Origin of the sequence: Psychrobacter sp. P2G3 (assembly GCF_001593285.1) — a bacterium.
Taxonomy (GTDB): Bacteria; Pseudomonadota; Gammaproteobacteria; order Pseudomonadales; family Moraxellaceae; genus Psychrobacter.
In genome coordinates, this window is sequence record NZ_CP012529.1 from 2,456,689 (window position 1) to 2,477,498 (window position 20,810).

Here is a 20,810-nt window from a genome sequence, read left to right on the forward strand (position 1 = left end):
GTTGTCTGCTTAGATAAGCTTGGCGTTGTTACTATTAAAGGTAGCATAGTAGGATTTATGTATGTTTTCACCGTCTAAGCATCGTCTTATAAATGACAGTTCTACAAAGTCTGGCTCGGCAGCAAAGAGTGTTCTAGAAAATGGCAGTTTTGAAAACGACAGCCATGCAAACACTTCTGCACAAAGTCATCTAACGCAACTTTGGGCATTTATCGCCAACCATCCAAAATCAATTGCCGCCATTATCTTATTGATCTCAATGACGCTGTTTTTGACGCTCAATGTCAACGGTTATTGGGATTTTGCCCTGCCGTTACGGGGCAAAAAACTACTGGCACTTATGGTGGTAGGCTATGCGATTGGCGTATCGACCTTACTGTTTCAAACCCTAACGCACAACCCTATTCTAACGCCATCACTTCTGGGTTTTGACTCGCTATATGTCTTGCTGCAGAGCTTATTGGTATTCTTTTTGGGCGCGATGAGCTTTACCAGCATCAATCCTATTGCCAAGTTTACGCTTGAAATTGTCCTGATGTTTGGCGCGTCCCTACTGTTGTTTCAAGTGCTATTCTCAAAAAGCAGTCAGGATTTGACGCGGCTGATACTGGTGGGTGTCATCTTTGGCGTGTTGTTTCGTAGCTTATCGGCACTGATTGCACGATTGATTAATCCTGATGATTTTGTCGTCGTACAATCTGCCAGTTACGCGCAATTTAATACAGTCAATCCACAGCTACTAGGTATCAGCCTCTTTATTTGTACCATTAGCGCTGTGTTTATTTGGCGCTGGCGTTATCAATGCGATGTATTGATGCTTGGCAAATCGCAAGCCATTAACCTTGGCATTAATTATCAACACTTAGCCTTTGGGCTGTTAACGGTCATCGCAGTATTGGTCGCCACGGCAACCGCATTGGTCGGTCCAGTGACTTTCTTTGGCTTACTAGTCTGTGCGTTAACCAATCGCATCGCGCGTCATATGTATCATAGCGAACGCCTGATAATGGTTAGCTTGGTGGCGATGATTTGCTTGGTACTCGGTCAGACAGTGTTTGAGCAAGTATTGGGCATGGCAGGGGTACTGTCAGTGGTGATTGAATTGGCTGGTGGCTTAGTATTTTTAATTTTGATTTTTATGACTCAGCGCCGTTAATTATGGCTCAGTAAGACTGCACGGATCAAAAAAATTTTAACGACAAGGTATATAAATGCAGATGCTACTGGAATAAATTTTTTGCAGCCTCTGTCTGCATCGGCGCAGCAAGCGAGAAAAACTTATTCCAGTAGCGTTATAGCGTTTTTAAATCGGACCAACTGTATGATTAAACTAGATAATATCTCCCACCATATTGGCAAACAACAAATCCTGCATGACATTACCTTGTCTTTACCACCCTCACAAGTGATTGCTTTAATTGGCCCCAATGGCGCAGGTAAATCGACCTTATTTTCAGTGATGGCACGCTTGCAACCACTACAGTCAGGACAGGTAAGTTTTACTGTAGATAATGAGGAACGTGATATTGTCAGCTGTCATGCGCGAACGTTGTCTAAGACAGTGGCGATGCTTGGACAAGACAATCAAGTACAAGGGCGACTGCGTGTGCATGAGCTGCTGATGTTTGGGCGCTATCCCTATCATCAAGGGCAACCAACCGCAAACGATGAGCAAAAAGTGCAGGGTATTATCGAGCGTTTTGAGCTGGAGCCATTAGCCGAGCGCTTCTTGTCAACATTGTCCGGTGGTCAACGGCAACGCGTGCTGATTGCGATGATTGTCTGCCAAGATACGCCGTATTTATTGCTTGATGAGCCCCTAAATAATCTGGATATGTACCACGCTAGTCGCTTGATGCGTGAGCTGCGCGAGTTGAGTCATAGCCAGCAAAAAACCGTGGTGATTGTGCTGCATGATATCAATCAAGCAGCGCAATTTGCCGATACGGTGGTCACCATGAAAGCAGGTAAAGTAATGGCAGTTGGCCGACCAGCTGATGTCATCACCCAAGAGACGATGAAAGATTTATATAATGTTGATGTGACGGTATTAAATCACCAAGATCGACCAGTGATTGTTGATACGTTGTTATAGTGACGCTTCGCCATAACTCCTATATAGTTGGTTCAATATATGAACGATATGCAAGACTGGAAATCTCACATAGCGTATCGGTTTCATTTGGTATTGGATATATGGTATCGCTGTTTGTGTTTGCGACTTATAGCCCTAACGCAGCATCTTCCCGCTTCACAATTTTATGCTCATCTTCACTGCTATCAAGCTTCCAATAACTTGAGATATAGAGATGGCTCTTAGTCACTTCTTTTTCTTTAAAATACCGTCGTAGCGCTCGCATACTATTAAACTCACATGCCACCCACACTGCAGGTGTCCCGTCTAACCAGTCAAGCGTTTTAATACGCTCAAGTATTGGGTAGTGGCTGTCACTTGCTATTGCATTCACAACCCATTTAATCTCGATATTTTTTGGTTTTTTTAGAGATTGGATATCGTCCTCACTCAACACTTCTATGACCGCGTAGCCGACTGCATCCTCTGGCAGTTGTGCCAAATTAACCGTGATGGCTGGCAAAGCAGTCATATCGCCTGCTAACAAAAACCAATTCGCCTCATGATTGATGTATTTCTTTGCACCCGGACCGCCAATCAAAATAGTGTCACCGACTTGAGTCGTTTTGGCCCAGTGCGATGCTGGTCCTTCAGCACCTTTATGGTTAAGACCGTGTAATACAAAATCGATATCCATCTCATCAGCACGCTGCTGGATAATAGTATAAGTGCGCATGATTGGTTTTTGCTCCTCACCCTGAGGAAATATCAATTTGATATAGGCGCTTTCTTGATCTACTGGGAAGTCTCTCATTCCTTCCCCTCCCAGCGTAATACGTCGCATATTGGGTGTGATATCAGTGATACGTTTCACTTCTAAAATTCTTGGGCTAGGTTTGGACATTTTTAGATCCTTTTATTTATAAAGTTATATTTTTCTTTTAGATAAGATCGGTTTGAAGTGCTAGCTATTTTACACTAGCATTATGTTATGCACCTTCACGTGCACATTTCAATTAGGTCATGTTTACTTCAGCTTTCGCAACGCTTTGCCTCGTTGTTGCCGACCTTTCCACCACAGATAAACGCCAGTGCCTGATAATATCGTCACGACCAAACCTATCAGCGCTAAGAATACTTGATACAGTCGATGAGTAAGTTGTTCATCTTCGCCTTGACCAATATGTCCCATGTGTAGCGTTGATAACCATTGGTCTACTTTACTGCCGAATGAGCTTTGATAACCAAAATTAACGCGCTCAACGTTACCTGTTTGGGCATCGACAGTGATAGATGAGGCGCCGCTGTGGCTGCCAACATCCTTATCGGTTTTAAAGCGCATTTGCCATTGCTTGTCCTCTTCTACCCAGCGCAATCCCAATAACTGCTGGACGCTGACCCCATTTTTTTGCGCGGCAATATTCGCCTGCTTGCTAACATACTCAATACTATTGGCTTTATTCACAATAGCAGCAACACGTGTTTCATTACTAACTGGCGCAAAACTTGGCATGTCCTGCACGCTAGATTTATCTGGTTTATTTGACTCACCTTTTTCTCTTTCTTTACCTTCTTTGCTTTCAAGTCCAACCACTGCTTGCATCACCGGTTTATAAACTTGCTGCAAGTTAAAACCCACACTCGACCAAGCAATGACAAATAACATCAGCCAAAGCCACAATCCAAACGCATGGTGCAGATCATAGTTGAGCTTAAAGATATTGGTTTTTCTGCGGATTTTCCAAGCAGGTAGCCAACGCTTAAATAATGAAGCACGTTTTTTACTGACGGTTTTTTTATTAATATCCGAGTTGGCTTTATTAGACTTTACTGCCCGTGGAAAAGTAAGATAAAAGCCAATAAAGCAATTAAGCGTCCACACCAGCGCCACTAAGCCTAACAGCAGCCTACCGATATCACACAGCAACAAATCACGGTGTAGCCAAAACACCTTCCACATGGTATTGCACCATGCCCATTCATCCTTATTACGAGTACCGATAATCTCTCTGGTAAAGGGGTTGATATAGACTTCTTGGAAAGGGGCTTTAGGCTGAGATTTCGCTTTAGGGCTTCTTACTCTATCTACCAAAAATACAGCAGATTTGTCAGGCGCTATCGAGGTTGGCATACTCGAAAATGTCTGTTTTGGATAACTTGTAATGACCTTGTCATGCAGCTCAGCGATCGATAATGGCGGCGTTCGTTGCGCTTCAATATGCACCAGCTCATGATTGAACATATCGTCCAGCTCGTCATAAAATGCTAGCAGCGCTCCAGTGAGACCAGCCATGATTAAAAAAGCGGCCATCGCAAGTCCGGTATAACGATGGATCCATAGACAGGTTTGGCGCAGATTAAATGAAAATAATGTCATTAGTCCTGATTCTTTATTAATTTATCATGTGATTGGTCATTAGAATGTAGCTGTTAATTGATAATTCTGCCAAGTTAAGAAGAAACCCGCATGAAAAAAGCCAGCTCTCATACAAAGACAGCTGACTTTTAAATATTACCAATAGCAGTTAGATTAGAACTGATACGTTAAAGAAGTTTTGATATTACGACCCATCTCAAAATCCGTGTAATTATCATCTAAAGCGTTGTTACGTGAGGCATGGCTGGCATAAGTTTCATCAAAGATATTGTAGACGCCTAATGTCGCTTTTAAGCCTTCAACCTGAGTTGGTGTATAGCTCATAAAGATATCATGCACGTCGTAGTTTGGTTTTTCGATATCATCTCCACTCGTATTAGGCGTCACTGAAGCAACATAGGTACTGCGCCAGCCAAGCTCTGTGGTGTCCGTTGGCGCGTAACCAAGGTTGACCATATATTTGTCGCCAGACTCAGAGCTACTACCGCTCACTGAAGCGATGTTATAACCGGTATTTTCGCCCTTACTGCGGGCACGCGCATAGCTAAGACCCATGTTAAAGTTATCTATTTTATAATCGGCTGCAAGCTCAACACCTTTGATTTTAAAATCTTCGTCTTTGTTAATCACACCCTGACATGTCTCAGGGGAATCAGTAGTGCCAGGCTTGCCAGTGCTACAATTTAGACCCGTTCTACTGCCACCTGCACGGACAAATTCAAGGTAGTTTTCAATATTGGTCTCAAAGTATTTGGCACTCAGTCGTAGCGCATCATCAGCGCTAGTCAGACCGCGAAGCGTCGTCGCCATACCAACTTCAGCGTTCGAGCCTTCTTCTGCTTTGAGGTCATTATTAACATAGGTATCTTCACCATCTTGATTAAAGATAGCTTGGCTTAAATCTGGACCGTTAAACAGCTGCGTATAGCTGGCGAATACTTGCGTACGCGGTGCAATCTCGTAACTGGCAGCCAGTGCGCCAACGACATTGTCGTAAGTTTTGCCAGCCGATACAAATTCAGGAGACTCATAACGGTCATAACGTATGCCCGGCGTTAGGGTTAATTTACCCATCTGCCACTGGTCTTCTAAATATACTGAGGTGTTTTTTGCTTCATCAGTGCCAGTTTTGGCAGAGTTGCGCGCCATCTCTGACTCTTTTTTATAGTGCTCAACGCCAGCAATCAGCTTATGCGTCCCTGTGATGCCCGCGATGATAGCGTCATCAATAATACTGGTGTTTTGGATTTTAGCACCAGTGGTTTTAACGCCCGCTTCCCAGTCATAACCTAGATTTTCGGTATAATCCGTATCCCTTGAGATACTCGTTTCTGTTTGATAAACATTGGTATCGACGTCTATTAAGCGATTCACTGGATTATAGCTATAATCTAGCGTATAGGTATCACGCTTTACTTTTTGCGGGAGAATCTCATTCCAACTACCCACGCCTGAGCTCGCTGGAAAATCAGGACGTAATGGGAATAAACCTTCGTTTTCGGTACGGCTAAAGCCAGCACCAACATGATGATCATCGCCAATATAGGCACCCGCTTTTAATAGGATATTTTCGCCTTCGCTATCTTGGGTTTGAATCTCACGCCCCTTGCCATCTTCACCAGCATTGGCATCACGTTTGCCATAATAAGCCAGTAAGTCAACATTCTCTGTCGGTGCGCCATAGACAGTTGCTGAAGTGAGTAGCTCGTCATTATTACTGCCATATCCTGCATGTAATTTGGCACCAATCTTTTGACCAGGTTTGAGCAAGTCTGCCGCATCGACGGTTTCAAAAGCCACACCGCCGCCAATCGCATCATTACCCAGCGTGACAGAATTATTACCCACCGATACATCTGCTTGTTTTAGTAGGTCTGGGTCAATAGTGACATCGCCCATGTGATAAAACATCGCGCCTTCTTGACGTGCACCATCAATCGTTACTTTTAGATTGGTATCATCAAGACCACGTACTCGTACACGCTGGTTCACCGATGAAGTACCACCGACTTCAACCCCTGGTACAACGTCTAAAAAGTCACTTAAATGGCTTGCTTGCGCGGCTGGCGTGTAGTCATCTATGTAGACAGAATCTTCTTGTACACTATCACGGACTGAGCTATTGGCCGTCACAGTAATCGTCTGTAATGTCGTACTTGGCATATCTTTTACAGCAGCTGTACTGGCTGCTTGTGACCCTTGCGACCACAATACCGCTGCCACACCCATAGACAATACGGTCAATCGACTAGATAGCTTTGCTGGTTTTGACGACTTTGATAACTCTACTTCACGCATAACGCACTCACTTTAATTACTATCAGAATTGGATTTTTAAAAATCACTATTAAAAGCCATTTATCAACGGTCTTTTCCCAGAACTGCTTGTTTATACTTCTTAATGCTTTAACGTCATCTAGCGGCACATGCGAATCGCATTGTAAACGTTAATGATAATGATTAGCATTTAAATTATGAGAGGCATAATAACGAAGTATTAACAATTTGGCAATAATTAATGTGAGAAATTTAGCATTAAAAATTCGCGCGCGTGTGTTTGTTACCTTAACCGCTTAATACTCATCTTTTCTAGCAACTTTCACGATGCGCTAATCAATTTAATAATTTATGCTTTACAGCTCTAATGAAGAACTTTCCTCGAATAAATAAACGCAATAATATTAAAAAAAACGTTGCAATGCGTCACCCTTTCGCTATACCCTAATATAGCTGACCAAATAGTCAGGTTTTAAGATATGACGGTTAGTGAGATTAATAAATAAATAGTTGTTATCGATAAATAATGGCTGGCTTTTTTATTTATTAGCACAAGGATCAGTGCGACTCTTTGTTAGATAGATAGGCCATACGATTCGTTAGAGAGCTTTAAATGAATAGGGAGCTCTAACCCATATGTCTCTTGTATTGCTTAATATTACCGACAGAGATTGGACTAAAAGTCACTTTAGGAGGAAGCCAAAATGAGTGAACACACTCAAGGAAACCCTGATTTGTTATACGGACTGCATGAACGTCCTGCTCCTGCAAAAGCATTTTTGGGCGCGGTACAGCACGTACTAGCCAGCTTTGTCGGTATTATTACCCCTTCATTAATTATTGGCGGCGTCTTGGGCTTGGGCGAACACATCCCCTACCTCATCAGTATGTCTTTAATGGTATCAGGGGTTGCGACTTTTATTCAGACTCGCAAGATTGGTCCTGTAGGTTCTGGCCTCATGGCATTACAAGGCACCAGTTTTGGCTTCTTAGCTGCAGTATTGGCAGCAGGTTTTGTGGTAAAAAATCGCGGTGGTAGTCCTGAGGAGATTCTCTCTGTCATCTTTGGCGTCTCGTTTCTTGGCGCCTTCGTTGAGATTTTCTTAAGTCAGTTCATTACCAAGCTTAAGTCTTTGATGAGCCCTATCGTTACTGGTTGCGTGATTGTCACTATTGGGCTGTCATTAACCAAAGTAGGTCTGACTGATTTGGCAGGCGGCGTTGGTGCTGAGGACTTTGGTAGTATGCAGAACCTACTACTAGGTGGCGGTGTACTGGTGAGTGTGGTGCTAATCAGTATTATTGATAATAAAGTTATTCGCTCTAGTGCGATCTTTATTGGGCTAATGCTAGGTTTGGTTGCAGCGATGTTCATGGGACGTATTGACTTCTCTTTAGTATCTGAAGCCCCCGTGTTTACTCTGCCTGTGCCCTTTAAATTTGGTTTTGGTTTTGACTGGCAAGCTTTTATTCCTATCGCTTTTATGTATATTATTACCAGTATTGAGACCTCAGGTGACTTAACTGCAACCTCAATGATTTCAGGCGAACCTATTAAAGGCCCACTATACGAAAAACGTATCAAAGGCGGTGTCTTGGGTGATGGGGTTAACTCATTAATTGCGGCGGTGTTCAATACCTTCCCAGTGACGACGTTTAGCCAAAACAATGGCGTGATTCAGATGACGGGCATCGCTAGCCGCTATGTTGGCTTTTATGTGGGTGCTATCTTATTCACTATGGGTATGTTTCCTATTTTGGGCGCTATCTTCACTCAATTACCGAAGCCCGTCGTGGGCGGAGTGACATTACTGATGTTTGCAACGGTAGCGACCGCAGGTATTCGTATTCTATCAACCGTAGAATTTACCCATCGTAATATCTTAATCATTGCGACCTCACTAGGTCTATCAATGGGTGTTGCTTTTGTCCCTGATGTATTTGCCCAAACCCCTCAATTTTTCCGTAATATTTTTGGCTCAGCAGTTACGATGTCAGGTATCGTTGCTATCGCTCTCGATATGATCTTGCCAAAGAACTATGGTGTTGAATTTGATGAGCCAGAGCAACATGCTGATGAAAAGTTAGAGCCCGTGCGTGAATTGTCTCAGAGCGAAATTGAGATAGAAAGTCAGGCGTTGTGATTTGCCTATAATTTAATTGAGCGCAGGAAGAGTATCAGGAAGAGAATTTTTCTGCACCTCAATCACCACTTTAGCGATATAGCGTTAACAAAGCTACTATCGTTAAAGTGGTTTTGGCTATATAAAACGAGGATCAATACCTGCTGTTAAAGACCGCAGCCACGCAAAATGAACGGTACCAAAAACTCAGCTGCACGCGCCTCATCTTGTTCATCGTAGGCACTTTTTTGCATCAAGCCGACAATTTCTGTCTCAAACTCTGCATATCTCTGGGTCGTGGCCCAAATCAAAATTAACAACTGCAATGGATCAGCAATGCCAATTTTACCTTGCTCATGCCATGTCTTCATGACCTCTATTTTATCAAGTGCCCACTCTTGCATCGTCGTTGACATAAAGTCATGTAGATGCGGTGCACCGCCGATGACCTCAAGCGCAAACAGCTTATGCCGGTTTGGGTTTACAAATGCTTGATGCAACTTAGTACGCACAAACTTTTCGATAACGGCTTTAGGGTCATTGTCTACCGTCATGGTGACCAGTCCTTCGTTCCATTCTTGAATAATAGAATGCAGCACCGCCTTGTACAGATTCTTTTTATTTTTAAAGTAATAATGAATATTGGCTTTTGGCAGGCCTGCTCGATCAGCGATACCCTGCATAGTCGCGCCGCGATAGCTTTGTAAGACGAACTCCTCTTCAGCCGCCGCTAGAATCAATGCTTGGTTTTGCGCACGAATATCTTGTTGACTACGATGGGCAGGTGCTTCAGGCACAGGTGAGGCGTTCGCTTGGTTCTGTTGTGGCATGGTTTGATCAGAAGTTTGAGCCATAAATTGAGCCATTAGATATTGTTATTGATAAACAACCATATTCCATTGAACTTATTAGGATAAAACCTAGTTTTTATGAGTTTTTATGGAACATAGCAAGATAAATGGAAATATTTTGTATAAAGTAGTTGACCAAATGGTCAGGTTTAAGCAGAATATATAATATCAGACCAATGACTACTCAAGCAATACTACTTTAGCACGGGATTCACATAGTCTTTATTTGAGGGAAAAATATTATCCTATCGTCATAGATGCTTATGAACTTTAATAGACTCTTATGAACCTTGGGCTTCTATCTTACTAGAATTTTTGTATAAAAAGAAAAGGATGTCACCGTGAGCTTAACGTTACCGCAATTTAATGAACTATCTCAAGCTGATGCGACCTCATGCCTATTGACCTGTTGCACTAGTACCAGCTGGGCACATGACTTGGCAAACGCGCGTCCTTTTGCAGATATAGACACTTTGCTTACCCGTAGCGATGAAATATGGCAACAGGCTCAAACGACTGAAGCGAATTTGCTTGAGGCGTTTGACGGTCATCCACAAATCGGCAACGTCGACTCGCTGAAAGAAAAATATCGCAACACTCAAGGTAGTGCCGCGCATGAGCAGTCAGGCGCAAATGATGCTGAAGATGATGTGATTGCAGCATTGGCGCAAGGCAATCAAGATTATCTCGATAAATTCGGCTTTATCTTTATCGTGTTTGCAACGGGCAAGAGAGCGCAGCAAATGCTGGATTTATTGTTAGCACGTTTGCCAAATGATCGCGCTACTGAGCTGGTTAATGCCGCTGCTGAGCAAAATAAAATTACACGTTTACGCTTACAGAAGCTGCTAGGCGCCGCTTAACGTAAACGCTGCCTTACTGGTTCAATATATAAAAGGAATTATCATGTCAGGTACTCTCTCATCACATATCTTAGATATCCATCTTGGCAAACCTGCCGCCGATATCGCGGTGACGCTACATCGCGTAAGCGCAAGCGGCAAGGCGTCACTATTAGCCAATGGCGTCACCAACGCTGATGGACGCGTGACACCAGATAGCTGGTCGTTTGACCCAACTATTGATATTGCTGAATATCACTTAGATGTTGGTCGTTATACCTTAACGTTTGATACCCAAGCTTATTTTGATGCACAAAATCTAACGGCTTTTTATCCTCAAGTAGTCATCGATTTTATGATAAGTGATAACGGTCACTATCATGTACCGCTACTACTTAGCGCACATGGCTACAGCACGTATCGCGGCTCGTAAAATTATTATACTTCAGTGTAAAAACACACTGGATGAAAGAATATTGGACAAAAGGACACTTGCCACATGGGCGCATATCTTCTCGATTGGTTAGCTTTATTTTTTCGCTGGTTTCACGTTATCGCTGGGATTGCATGGATTGGTGCGTCTTTCTATTTTGTTTGGTTGGATTTGAGTTTACGAAAACCGCCACAATGGAAAACTGATAAAGGTATCTCAGGCGACTTATGGGCAGTACATGGCGGCGGCTTTTATGAGATTGCGAAATACAAGCTTGAACCTGAAGAGATGCCCAAGACCCTGCACTGGTTTAAATGGGAAGCTTATACGACGTGGCTGACTGGTATGGCAATGCTTTCTATTGTCTATTATGCCAACGCAACAGCTTACCTAATTGACCCCAGCAAAGTCGCTTTTGGTAGCAGTATCGGTGCTATATCGACAAGCTTATTGTTCTTATTCGGCAGCTACTTTATTTATGAAGTTATCGTTCGCAGTCACTTAGGTAAAAACGCCTTTGTCTTTAGCTCGCTTATTTTTATATTATTGATTATCGCGACGTGGGGTTCGTATCAGCTGTTCAGCGATCGTGCCTCATTTATTCATATCGGTGCTATCTTAGGTACGGTAATGGCGGGTAACGTATTCTTTGGCATCATGCCAGCTCAGCGTGCGCTTGTAGATTGTGTGCGGCGCGGTGAAAAACCAGGTAAAGAAGTGGCCGACTTGGCGTTACAAGCAAAAAACCGCTCGCTAATGAATAACTACTTTACCCTACCGCTCATCTTTACCATGATTAGCAACCATTATCCAATGATGTATGCTCATGCACACGGTTGGTTGGTCTTGGTATTCGTAGGTATTATCACTGCCCTTGTACGCCATTACTTTAACCAAAAGCATTTAGGTAATACTCAAACAAAATTCCTCTGGATTCCTGCCTTATTAACAGTGTTATTGATTATTTGGATGCGTCCAGCGCCAATCGAGCCATTACCTGCCGCTAGCGCTCCAGTCGCTGCTGCGCCTGCAGTAACTGACAGCACGCCACCAACTGCTAATGCTAATGCTAATGCTAATGCTAATGCTAATGCTAATGCTAATGCTAACAATGAAATAACAAGTGCTGCAGCTGTTAATGCTACTGCTATTAATGAGACTGACAAGGCTGACTCTGATGAAAATGTCACCGCTGCAGCCATTCCAGTGGCGGCCTCAGCTGACGATGCCATTATGGATGTTGTGCACACGCGCTGCAGTACCTGCCATGCCGCACAGCCAACCCAGCAAGGCTTTGCTGCACCGCCAGCGGGTATTATCATCCAGACACCCGAAGACATGAAAATTCACAAAGCCAAAATCATCACTGCGGTACAAAGTGGCTATATGCCCCTAGGAAACCTCACTCAATTAACGGATGAAGAACGTCAGCAAATTGTAGCGTATGCTTCCGGGTTATAAATGAGCATTCTAAACACAGATAAGTAAACACTAATCAAACAATTACCTTGACCAATGACCTAGACATCCTTAAAGTGTTAACAATAACCGTTATTAAGTGTTAACAATCTTGGTTTCGATTGATTCCAATCTAAAGGGAGAAAAGGATGTCCACTGCGAATGAGCAAGGAAGTCAGCTCAGTAATAAGTCCAACAGCGCGCTCTATGATTGCAACACTTTCAATCCAGAACGCAAAAACTCAAGATTATATAATGAAGATCTTGCCCCGCTACAGCCTGAACAGCGTAATTGGGGCTGGTTTGCGATATTTAATGTTTGGTCCAATGATATTCAGAGCTTATTCGGTTATACCTTAGCGGCCTCTTTATTTTTGAGTTATGGACTGAATGGCTGGTGGGTCATGGCAGCGATTATCTGCTCAGGATTCATCGTCATGCTGATGGTCAACTTGACGGGTAAGCCGAGCGTCAAATATGGTATCCCTTTTCCAGTACTCATACGAGCTAGTATGGGAATCAATGGCGCTAATCTTCCGGCTATATTACGAGCCATTATTGGTATTTTTTGGTACGGCGTGCAGACCTATTTTGCATCCACTGCGGTCGCTATTTTATTAACATTAATGATGGGTAGCTCGGATGCAACCTTTTTGGGCTTAAACGGCACGGCTTGGCTCGCTTTCGTAATCGTTTGGGTGTTTCAGATTTTGCTTTTTTGGGCAGGGGTTGAACCTATCAAGCACTTTTTAAACTGGGCAGGTCCGCTAGTTTATGTAGTGATGGTTATCTTGATGGGCGTGGTCTGGTATCAGTCAGGCTCAGAGTTATTACCGGCTATTAACTCCATTTTTGCTAGTGGCAGCGATTATACGGGTAGCTCCTTTCAGGCCTTTACGGCTATCGTTGGTACTATGGTCGCTTACTTTGCCGCAGTGGTCATCAACTTCGGTGACTTTTCACGGTTTTTGCGTAGCGAGCGTGATATGAGACTGGGTAACTTACTCGGTTTGCCGATTAACATGGTGTTTTTCTCCTTCATTGCTCTAGTCATTACCGCAGGTACTCTAGTCTTATTTGGTGAGGCCTTAACGAACCCATCAGATATCGTTGATCGAGTGGACTCTTTGCCATTAACTATCGTCGCTGCCCTAACGTTCTTTGCCGCAACGGTAGGTATCAATATGGTCGCCAACTTCATACCACCGGCTTACGACTTGGCCAATCTGTTTCCTAAACATATTAACTTTCGTAAGGGCGGCTTAATCACTGCTGTTATCGCTTTTTTCGTTGGCGCATTGTGGTTATCTTTTATTAGTAAGATCGGTATTGTGGGTTTTGTAAATGCTGTCGGTGCCGTAATTGCGCCCTTCTTCGGAATCTTGGTCATCGATTATTATATAATAAAGCGCCAACAAATCGATATGGATGACTTGTTTTCGGCAAAACCCACAGGCGCTTATTACTATTATAAAGGTTGGAACGTTCGCGGTTTGATCGCCTTTGCTGTTGGCGCTTTATTCTCGCTTGCCACTGTATTGGTACCTTCGCTCACCTCACTTGAAGGTTACGGTTTCTTATTAGGAGCTGCGTTAGGTGGTATCGTTTATTGGCTACTTATGCGTCCCTACGCCGTAAAACCTAATCAAGCATAAGACTTTAGGTAATAAAAACATCTCAATTGAAATAAAGGAATATCGAACATGACTCAGAAAATCACCAGCGATTTTAATCAAGACACCTACCCACGCGACCTAAAAGGCTATGGTGGCAATCCACCACAAGCGAATTGGCCAGGTGGTGCAAAGATTGCTGTACAGTTCGTACTAAATATCGAAGAAGGGGCAGAAAACAGCGTCATGCACGGCGATGGTCAGTCTGAGCGCTTTTTGTCAGATGTTTTAGGCACGCCAGAATTTAACAATCGTCACCAGTCTATAGAGTCTGCATTTGAGTACGGTAGCCGCGTGGGTGTTTGGCGAGTATTAGATGTGTTTAAAGAATATGGCTTACCCATTACTACCTTTACTTGTGCTGCCGCTGCTGAAAAAACACCGCATATTATCGAGCGCGTCTTAGAGGACGGTCATGAAATCGCCAGTCATGGACTGCGCTGGATCACTTATCAATATATGTATCGTGAGACCGAACGTGAGCATGTGCGTGCGGCGACTAAAATCTTTGAGCGGATGCTTGGCGGGCAGCCGCTGGGCTGGTACACTGGTCGTGACAGCCCTAATACCCGCGAGCTGGTAGCCGAGCAAGGCGGTTATATCTATGACTCCGACTCTTACGCTGATGAGCTACCTTACTGGCTAAATGTGAAGGTAGCAGAAGGCAACAAGATTGAGCGCAAGCCGCACTTGGTTATCCCTTATACGCTTGAAACCAACGATATGCGCTTTGCTTCAAGTCCTGGATTTACGCACGCCGAACCCTTTTATCAATATCTAAAAGACAGCTTCGATACCTTATACGAAGAAGGCTCGCATAACCCTAAAATGCTAACGATTGGTCTACATTGTCGCATTATCGGCCGTGCTGGTCGCATCAAAGCCCTCAAACAGTTTTTGCAATACATCACCAGTAAACCCGATGTTTGGATATGCCGCCGCGACGAAATCGCTAAGCACTGGTATGAAAACCATCCCGCCACGGCTGATAACACTGCCAACTGGATGTAAACATGAGCTCAGACACAAATTTATCGCGGCACAAAACCACTAAGGAACATGAATAATGTCAACAAAAAGTACTTATTATGCACCAACTGGCGGATTGCCTCCGCAAACACAGTTACTATCTGATCGCGCTATCTTTACCGAAGCTTATGCGATTATTCCTAAACGTGTACTAACCGACATTGTTATTAGCTACCTGCCGTTTTGGGAAGGAATGCGGATGTGGGTACTTGCACGTCCTTTAAGCGGTTTTTCAGAAACCTTCTCACAATACATCGTTGAAGTAGCACCAAATGGCGGCTCAGAAAAACCTGAGCTAGATGCAAAAGCCGAAGGTGTTGTATTCATCGTTGAAGGTGAAATGGATATGACTATAGAAGGTGAATCGCATCATCTTGAAGCGGGAGGTTATGCATTTTTACCGCCGGGATGTAAATGGACGCTGAAAAACAATAGCGATAAGCACGTTAAATTTCATTGGATCCGCAAAGCTTATCAATTTGTAGAAGGTATTGATGCGCCCGAACCCTTTGTAACCAGCGATCACGATGTTGAAGCGATTGAGATGCCGGACACAGGAGGCGTATGGGCAACGACTAGGTTTACAGAGCAATCTGATATGCGTCACGATATGCATGTGAATATAGTTACTTTCCAGCCAGGTGGTGTGATTCCATTTGATGAAACTCATGTTATGGAACATGGTTTGTATGTACTAGAAGGTAAAGCCGTATATCACTTAAACGGCGAATGGGTAGAAGTTGAGGCAGGTGATTTTATGTGGCTGCGCGCATTTTGCCCACAATCTTGTTACGCTGGCGGACCTGGTCCATTTAGATACTTACTATATAAAGATGTGAATAGACATATGCCGTTTATTCGCCCAGAACGATAACCCATCCAGAACGATAAACAGTTTAGAGGCATAATCGTTAATTCGAGTATGTCATTTACTCCCAGATGACGGTTTAAGTCGCGTACGGGTTTATGGTAAAGTTGCTGATACTGCCAATTAAACGACTCTACCAATTAACAGATATTACTAACCCATAGTAAGGTGAATTCATGAGTACTACAATCATAGCCAAACCTTTGACCAAAGCTGAGTTTGCGCCATATGGTAAGGTTATTGAGCCGTACGACAAAGAGCAAGAAACGCCTGAAAATTGTTATGAGATTAATAATGGCTACGCCAAGCGCCATCATGCTATCGCTGAGTCTAAGCTTGATGGTGGCAATGTCGGCATGAGTATTTTCTGTGCTAAAAAGCGCGAATTTCCTATCGCTTTGTCAGTGATGGAATATCATCCGTTTGGTACGCAAGCTTTCTTTTCGATGCATGGTCAAGATTATATTGTCGTCGTTGCGCCTGCGGGCGAGCCACCCCAGTCTGCTGATGATTTAAAAGTATTTTATGCCAAGTCTCATCAAGGCGTGCAATATGATGCCAACGTTTGGCATCACCCACTGCTCGCACTTGGTTGTAACTCTGACTTTTTGGTCATTGATCGTATCAATGGCGAAGGCAATAACTGCCATGAGCTTGATATTAATGATTGGCAAGTTCAGATTGAAATTGATCGTGAAACTGATAGCGAATCTGACAGCGCAACTAAAAGTGAAATTAACAGTGAGCATAGTTAAGTTTATACTTCGCTGACTCGTATTAACTAAGCATTAGACAATAGCTTTAACATTAAATGAATCATGACACACAAAAGACAGCCCTCAATCGGGTTGTCTTTTCTTATTTTAGTACCGCCTTTGAGAAGTTATATTGCGTTGTTGCTCAGACAGTTTGGACAACTAAAAGCCTTGTAAAACATGGCGACAATTGGACATTAATAAGAGAACGATATGGCAAACACCAGTAGCGTAATGTCAGCGCGGCAATCATGGATAGGTACTATTCAAATTATCACAGCCGCTGTCTGCTGGGGTACTTTAGGGATATTCTCGACCTACCTCAACCAAATCGGCTTTAGTGGCTGGCAAATTACCATTTTGCGCATCGTTACCGCTGCTTTTCTTATCCTTGTCATGCTGCCAAAATTATGGCCACATCTCGTTAAGCTACGTCCAAAGCAGTGGCTTGGACTAGCGCTACAGTCTTTAATTGGCGTGCTTGGTATGTCGGTATGCTACTTCTTTGCCGTTATTTATGTCGGTGCTGGTCCCGCTGTCGCCCTCCTTTATACTGCGCCCGTTTTTAGCTTACTTTTCTCAGCGTTTTTTCTTAGTGAATCCATTACGCGGCAGTCGGCATTACTAGCACTAATGGCTGTATTCGGCGTCGGCTTAACGATGTTAGGTGAGCAAGCACAAGCCAATTGGGGTATTGTGCTCGGACTGCTATCAGGCGTGTGTTATTCCCTATACGGAGTACTCGGCAAGCGCGCGATGCATTATGCGCATCCTGCCCCTTTGGTATTTTTTACCTCTATTGTCATTAGTGCTGGTGTGCTGCTATTGCTACCTGAAACCTATAACACCTATGAGCAATTATTAACCTTGCCTTTGCTTACTTGGGGCTACGTCTTAGGACTGTCTTTGCTTGGAACAGTCGTACCTTTTGGTCTCTATATGAAAGCGTTGGAGAAGCTACCTGCTACTCGCGCTTCAGTATTTACTATCTTTGAGCCGTTGACTGCTATCGCCCTTGCGACAATGCTATTACATCAATCATTATCGTGGATTCAATACGTGGGCGTGGTATTGATTTTATTGGCGGCTTTATTTAATGCCGTATTAAACGGTACTACCACGCGTGTACCGCGTTGGCTAAGAAGACGGCAAAAAGTTTAGTTTTTATTACGCGCTACTAAAAATTAACGTTCAAAATATTTAGAATACAGCAGCAGCTATTTTTATTAGATTAAAAAAGCCCCAACCATGACATCATAGTTGGGACTTTTTTTTGCCTAAAAATTTTCTTTAGAGTGCTTAAGACTTTGCTTCAAAAAAAATTTACGCTATAGTCAATCCACTATAAAATAAATACAGCGCTACTGACATAAATTTTGCGCAGCCTCTGTCTGCGTAGGCACAGCAAGCAAGGAAAAATTATCTCAGTAGCGCGTTGTAATCTTTGTAATGCTTTTATTTAGGACTGACTATATACAGATTTAATAGATAAGTTAGATTACCCTAATCTTATTACTGCACAATACGCTGTAAAAACGCTTGCGTCCTTGGGTGCTCGGAGTCTTCAAATAACTGCTTCGCGCTGCCCTCTTCGACCACATAACCATCTTCAATCAAGACGACATGGTCAGCGACATCACGAGCAAAGTTGATTTCATGGGTTACGACAACCATCGTCCAGCCTTCAGATGCCAGTTTTTTCATCGCCTCGAGTACGTCTTGGACCAGCTCGGGATCAAGCGCGGAAGTTGGTTCATCGAACAACAGTAACGACGGCTCAATGGCCAGCGCACGAGCAATACCAACTCGCTGCTGCTGGCCACCAGATAGCTGAAACGGGTAAAGATCCGATTTGTCCGATAGACCAACCTTCTCCAATAAAACTAAAGCCTGCTCACGGGCTTGTGCTTTACTTTGCCCTTGTACCACCGTCGGCCCAAGCATTAAATTTTCAATCGCTGTCTTATGCGGAAACAAATTATAAGACTGAAACACCATGCCTGATTTACGTTGCAGTGCCAGCAAGGTTTTTTTCTTAGGCTTAGTGCCAAAGTCGACCGTCAAGCTGCCATCATCAAACGCAATGACACCTTGATCAGGAATCTCCAGCGCATTAAGACAACGTAAAAAAGTGGTTTTACCCGATCCTGACGGCCCTAATATCACGACTACTTGGCCTTTGTGAATGGTCAAATCAATGCCTTTGAGCACTTGATTGCTACCAAAGGCTTTGTGAATATTGGTGACTTGAATCATAAAGGTTCCTGTTGTGCGGATAATACTAGCAAGATTATACGGCGTATTTATAAATTATTTAGCGATATAGCGATCAAGACGAATCTCAAGCTTGCCTTGAATAAAGGTCAAGAACAGACAAATACCCCAATATATAACCGCCGCTTCAGTATAAACCAGCATAAACTCATAATTACGCGCCGTAATAATCTGAGCTTGTTTAAACAGCTCAGTGACGAGTACCAATGAGGCCAAAGACGTGTCTTTTACCAAGCTAATAAAAGTATTGGATAACGGTGGCACTGAAACCCGTAGCGCTTGTGGCAAAATCACATGGCGAAAGGTTTGTAGATACGTTAGCCCGACAGTCGATCCTGCTTCCCACTGGCCTTTTGGAATAGATAAAATAGAGGCACGCACCGTCTCAGACGCATAGGCACCGATATTCAGTGAAAAGGCAATAATCGCAGAAGGAAATGGATCAAGCTTTAATCCAACACTGGGCAAACCATAGAAGATGATAAACAGCTGCACCAGCATCGGTGTTCCGCGAATGGCAGACACGTAAATGCGAGCAAGTCTATAAATAATCTCATGGAACCAGCCAGCACGCGGCACGATACGAATTAGTGCTACCGTCAGCGCAATTGCCATACCAATTGCAAACGAGATCAATGCCAGCGGTATCGAATAATAGATACCGCCTTTCAGCATTGGCCAAAATGAATTGATAACAATTTGCGCCCGATCAGGGTCCATAAATGGCAATAATGCCAGTAGTTCAGCTAGCACTGACGTGATAGAAGCTAGCATTATTTTTGTTGACTTATATCAGCACCAAAGAACTCTTCGCTAAGTTTGGTTAGCGTCCCATCGGCTGCTAATGCTGCCATTGCTTCGTCTAATTTTGCGACGACGGCTTCATCGCCTTTAATCAAGACTAATCCTGAACCAGTTTGCTCACTGGCCGGTGCAACCAATTTAATCTCAAGCGCGCTGTCTGGGAATTTTTTTAGATAGTCTAATATTGCAAGGTTATCGTTCATTGTAAAGTCAGCACGATCTTGTTTAACCAATTGAATCGCTTGTGCCATGCCATCAACAGGAACGACTTCTGCGCCATAGCGTTCTGCTAGCTCACCATAGTTACTGCTGAGCGACTGTGCTGAACGTAGACCTTTTAACGCTTCCCACGAGCTATAGCGATTGTCATCAGTTGGCGCTAAAACCACAGCGCCTGACCAGCTGTAAGCTTGAGATTTGTCATATTTTGCTAAACGCTCAGGGGTAGTTAGACTGACTTGGTTGGCGACCATATCAAAACGTTTTGAGTCCAGACCTGCCAGCATAGCGTCCCACTGAGTTTCTTTAAATTCAACATCAACGCCTAATTTATCAGCGACTGCACGCGTTACTTCGACATCATAACCCGTCAGCTTTCCACTCTCATCATGATAAGTGAATGGTGGGTAGGTGCCTTCGGTACCGACGTTAATAGTGCCGCCATTATTGATACGTTGTAGCAAGTCAGAACCGGCAGTCTCAGCACTGTCGGTTGCATTGGTTTCAGCTTCATTAGTAGTAGACTGACCACAAGCGGCAAGCAATACAGTACTGGCGGCAAGGGCTAAAAGATTACGACGTTTCATAAGGCGTCCTTATAAGATGAATGGATAATGCAAAAATGTATAAGGCAAACAAAGTTAAATAAAACTATATAATATGAATATCACAATAAAACATGTGCACTGCAATATTTGCTTTGGTTGCCCGATTTGAGGATATTGTTTGTGTCTTTCAATACTATTTTATATT

At 43.5% G+C, this 20,810-nt stretch carries 18 protein-coding genes; 11 read left to right on the top strand and 7 right to left on the bottom strand.

Going from position 1 to position 20,810, the window contains the following annotated elements; translation table 11 throughout:
- Positions 1–61: 61 nt before the first annotated feature.
- Positions 62–1,156, top strand: coding sequence for an iron chelate uptake ABC transporter family permease subunit (locus AK823_RS09925; RefSeq protein WP_082785696.1), 1,095 nt, complete (start codon positions 62–64; stop codon positions 1,154–1,156).
- Positions 1,157–1,321: 165 nt separating this feature from the next.
- Positions 1,322–2,095 carry an ATP-binding cassette domain-containing protein gene (locus tag AK823_RS09930; protein WP_068328729.1) on the top strand — a complete coding sequence of 258 codons (774 nt, stop codon included), beginning with the start codon at positions 1,322–1,324 and terminating at the stop codon, positions 2,093–2,095.
- Positions 2,096–2,222: 127 nt separating this feature from the next.
- Here the strand turns inward: AK823_RS09930 and AK823_RS09935 are convergent, their stop codons facing one another.
- The 3 genes from AK823_RS09935 to AK823_RS09945 all read right to left on the bottom strand — a co-directional run bounded on the left by AK823_RS09935 (position 2,223) and on the right by AK823_RS09945 (position 6,749).
- Complete coding sequence (locus tag AK823_RS09935; RefSeq protein ID WP_068328732.1) at positions 2,223–2,978, bottom strand: siderophore-interacting protein; 756 nt, start codon at positions 2,976–2,978, stop codon at positions 2,223–2,225.
- 123 nt (positions 2,979–3,101) lie between these two features.
- Positions 3,102–4,451, bottom strand: coding sequence for a PepSY-associated TM helix domain-containing protein (locus AK823_RS09940; RefSeq protein WP_068328735.1), 1,350 nt, complete (start codon positions 4,449–4,451; stop codon positions 3,102–3,104).
- Between the two features lie 153 nt (positions 4,452–4,604).
- Positions 4,605–6,749, bottom strand: a complete 2,145-nt coding sequence (locus AK823_RS09945) for a TonB-dependent receptor (protein ID WP_068328738.1) — start codon at positions 6,747–6,749, stop codon at positions 4,605–4,607.
- A 683-nt stretch (positions 6,750–7,432) separates the two neighbouring features.
- Here AK823_RS09945 and AK823_RS09950 point away from each other — a divergent pair.
- Positions 7,433–8,872 (top strand): nucleobase:cation symporter-2 family protein, encoded by a 1,440-nt coding sequence (locus AK823_RS09950; protein ID WP_068328742.1) that lies wholly within the window; start codon positions 7,433–7,435, stop codon positions 8,870–8,872.
- A 146-nt stretch (positions 8,873–9,018) separates the two neighbouring features.
- Here AK823_RS09950 and AK823_RS09955 read toward each other — a convergent pair whose 3' ends face one another.
- Positions 9,019–9,705 carry a TetR/AcrR family transcriptional regulator gene (locus AK823_RS09955; protein ID WP_228138846.1) on the bottom strand — a complete coding sequence of 229 codons (687 nt, stop codon included), beginning with the start codon at positions 9,703–9,705 and terminating at the stop codon, positions 9,019–9,021.
- 338 nt (positions 9,706–10,043) lie between these two features.
- Between AK823_RS09955 and uraD the strand changes: the two genes are divergently transcribed.
- The 8 genes from uraD to AK823_RS09995 all read left to right on the top strand — a co-directional run bounded on the left by uraD (position 10,044) and on the right by AK823_RS09995 (position 17,921).
- Positions 10,044–10,565, top strand: a complete 522-nt coding sequence (uraD, locus tag AK823_RS09960) for a 2-oxo-4-hydroxy-4-carboxy-5-ureidoimidazoline decarboxylase (RefSeq protein ID WP_068328745.1) — start codon at positions 10,044–10,046, stop codon at positions 10,563–10,565.
- Positions 10,566–10,608: 43 nt separating this feature from the next.
- The gene (uraH, locus tag AK823_RS09965) at positions 10,609–10,977 is read left to right on the top strand and encodes a hydroxyisourate hydrolase (protein WP_068328748.1); all 369 of its coding nucleotides are present in this window, start codon (positions 10,609–10,611) and stop codon (positions 10,975–10,977) included.
- Positions 10,978–11,043: 66 nt separating this feature from the next.
- Positions 11,044–12,438 (top strand): urate hydroxylase PuuD, encoded by a 1,395-nt coding sequence (locus AK823_RS09970; RefSeq protein ID WP_068328751.1) that lies wholly within the window; start codon positions 11,044–11,046, stop codon positions 12,436–12,438.
- 146 nt (positions 12,439–12,584) lie between these two features.
- Positions 12,585–14,090, top strand: coding sequence for an NCS1 family nucleobase:cation symporter-1 (locus AK823_RS09975; protein ID WP_068036973.1), 1,506 nt, complete (start codon positions 12,585–12,587; stop codon positions 14,088–14,090).
- A 48-nt stretch (positions 14,091–14,138) separates the two neighbouring features.
- Positions 14,139–15,119 (top strand): allantoinase PuuE, encoded by a 981-nt coding sequence (gene puuE / locus AK823_RS09980; RefSeq protein ID WP_068328754.1) that lies wholly within the window; start codon positions 14,139–14,141, stop codon positions 15,117–15,119.
- A gap of 55 nt (positions 15,120–15,174) precedes the next feature.
- Positions 15,175–16,011, top strand: coding sequence for a bifunctional allantoicase/(S)-ureidoglycine aminohydrolase (locus tag AK823_RS09985; protein ID WP_068328757.1), 837 nt, complete (start codon positions 15,175–15,177; stop codon positions 16,009–16,011).
- A gap of 170 nt (positions 16,012–16,181) precedes the next feature.
- Complete coding sequence (locus AK823_RS09990) at positions 16,182–16,760, top strand: ureidoglycolate lyase (RefSeq protein ID WP_082785697.1); 579 nt, start codon at positions 16,182–16,184, stop codon at positions 16,758–16,760.
- 213 nt (positions 16,761–16,973) lie between these two features.
- Entirely contained in the window at positions 16,974–17,921 is a 948-nt protein-coding gene (locus tag AK823_RS09995) for an EamA family transporter (protein ID WP_068328760.1), read from the top strand.
- Positions 17,922–18,272: 351 nt separating this feature from the next.
- Here the strand turns inward: AK823_RS09995 and AK823_RS10000 are convergent, their stop codons facing one another.
- From AK823_RS10000 to AK823_RS10010, 3 genes are read right to left on the bottom strand one after another with little or no spacing between them, the layout of a single operon-like run.
- On the bottom strand, positions 18,273–19,016 hold the full coding sequence (locus AK823_RS10000) for an amino acid ABC transporter ATP-binding protein (RefSeq protein ID WP_068328763.1): 744 nt from the start codon (positions 19,014–19,016) through the stop codon (positions 18,273–18,275).
- Between the two features lie 54 nt (positions 19,017–19,070).
- Positions 19,071–19,808: an amino acid ABC transporter permease gene (locus AK823_RS10005; RefSeq protein ID WP_068036991.1), complete on the bottom strand. Its 738-nt coding sequence runs from the start codon at positions 19,806–19,808 to the stop codon at positions 19,071–19,073.
- Positions 19,808–20,644, bottom strand: coding sequence for an amino acid ABC transporter substrate-binding protein (locus AK823_RS10010; RefSeq protein ID WP_068036993.1), 837 nt, complete (start codon positions 20,642–20,644; stop codon positions 19,808–19,810). Before AK823_RS10010 ends, AK823_RS10005 begins: the two co-directional genes overlap by 1 nt.
- Positions 20,645–20,810 lie beyond the last annotated feature (166 nt).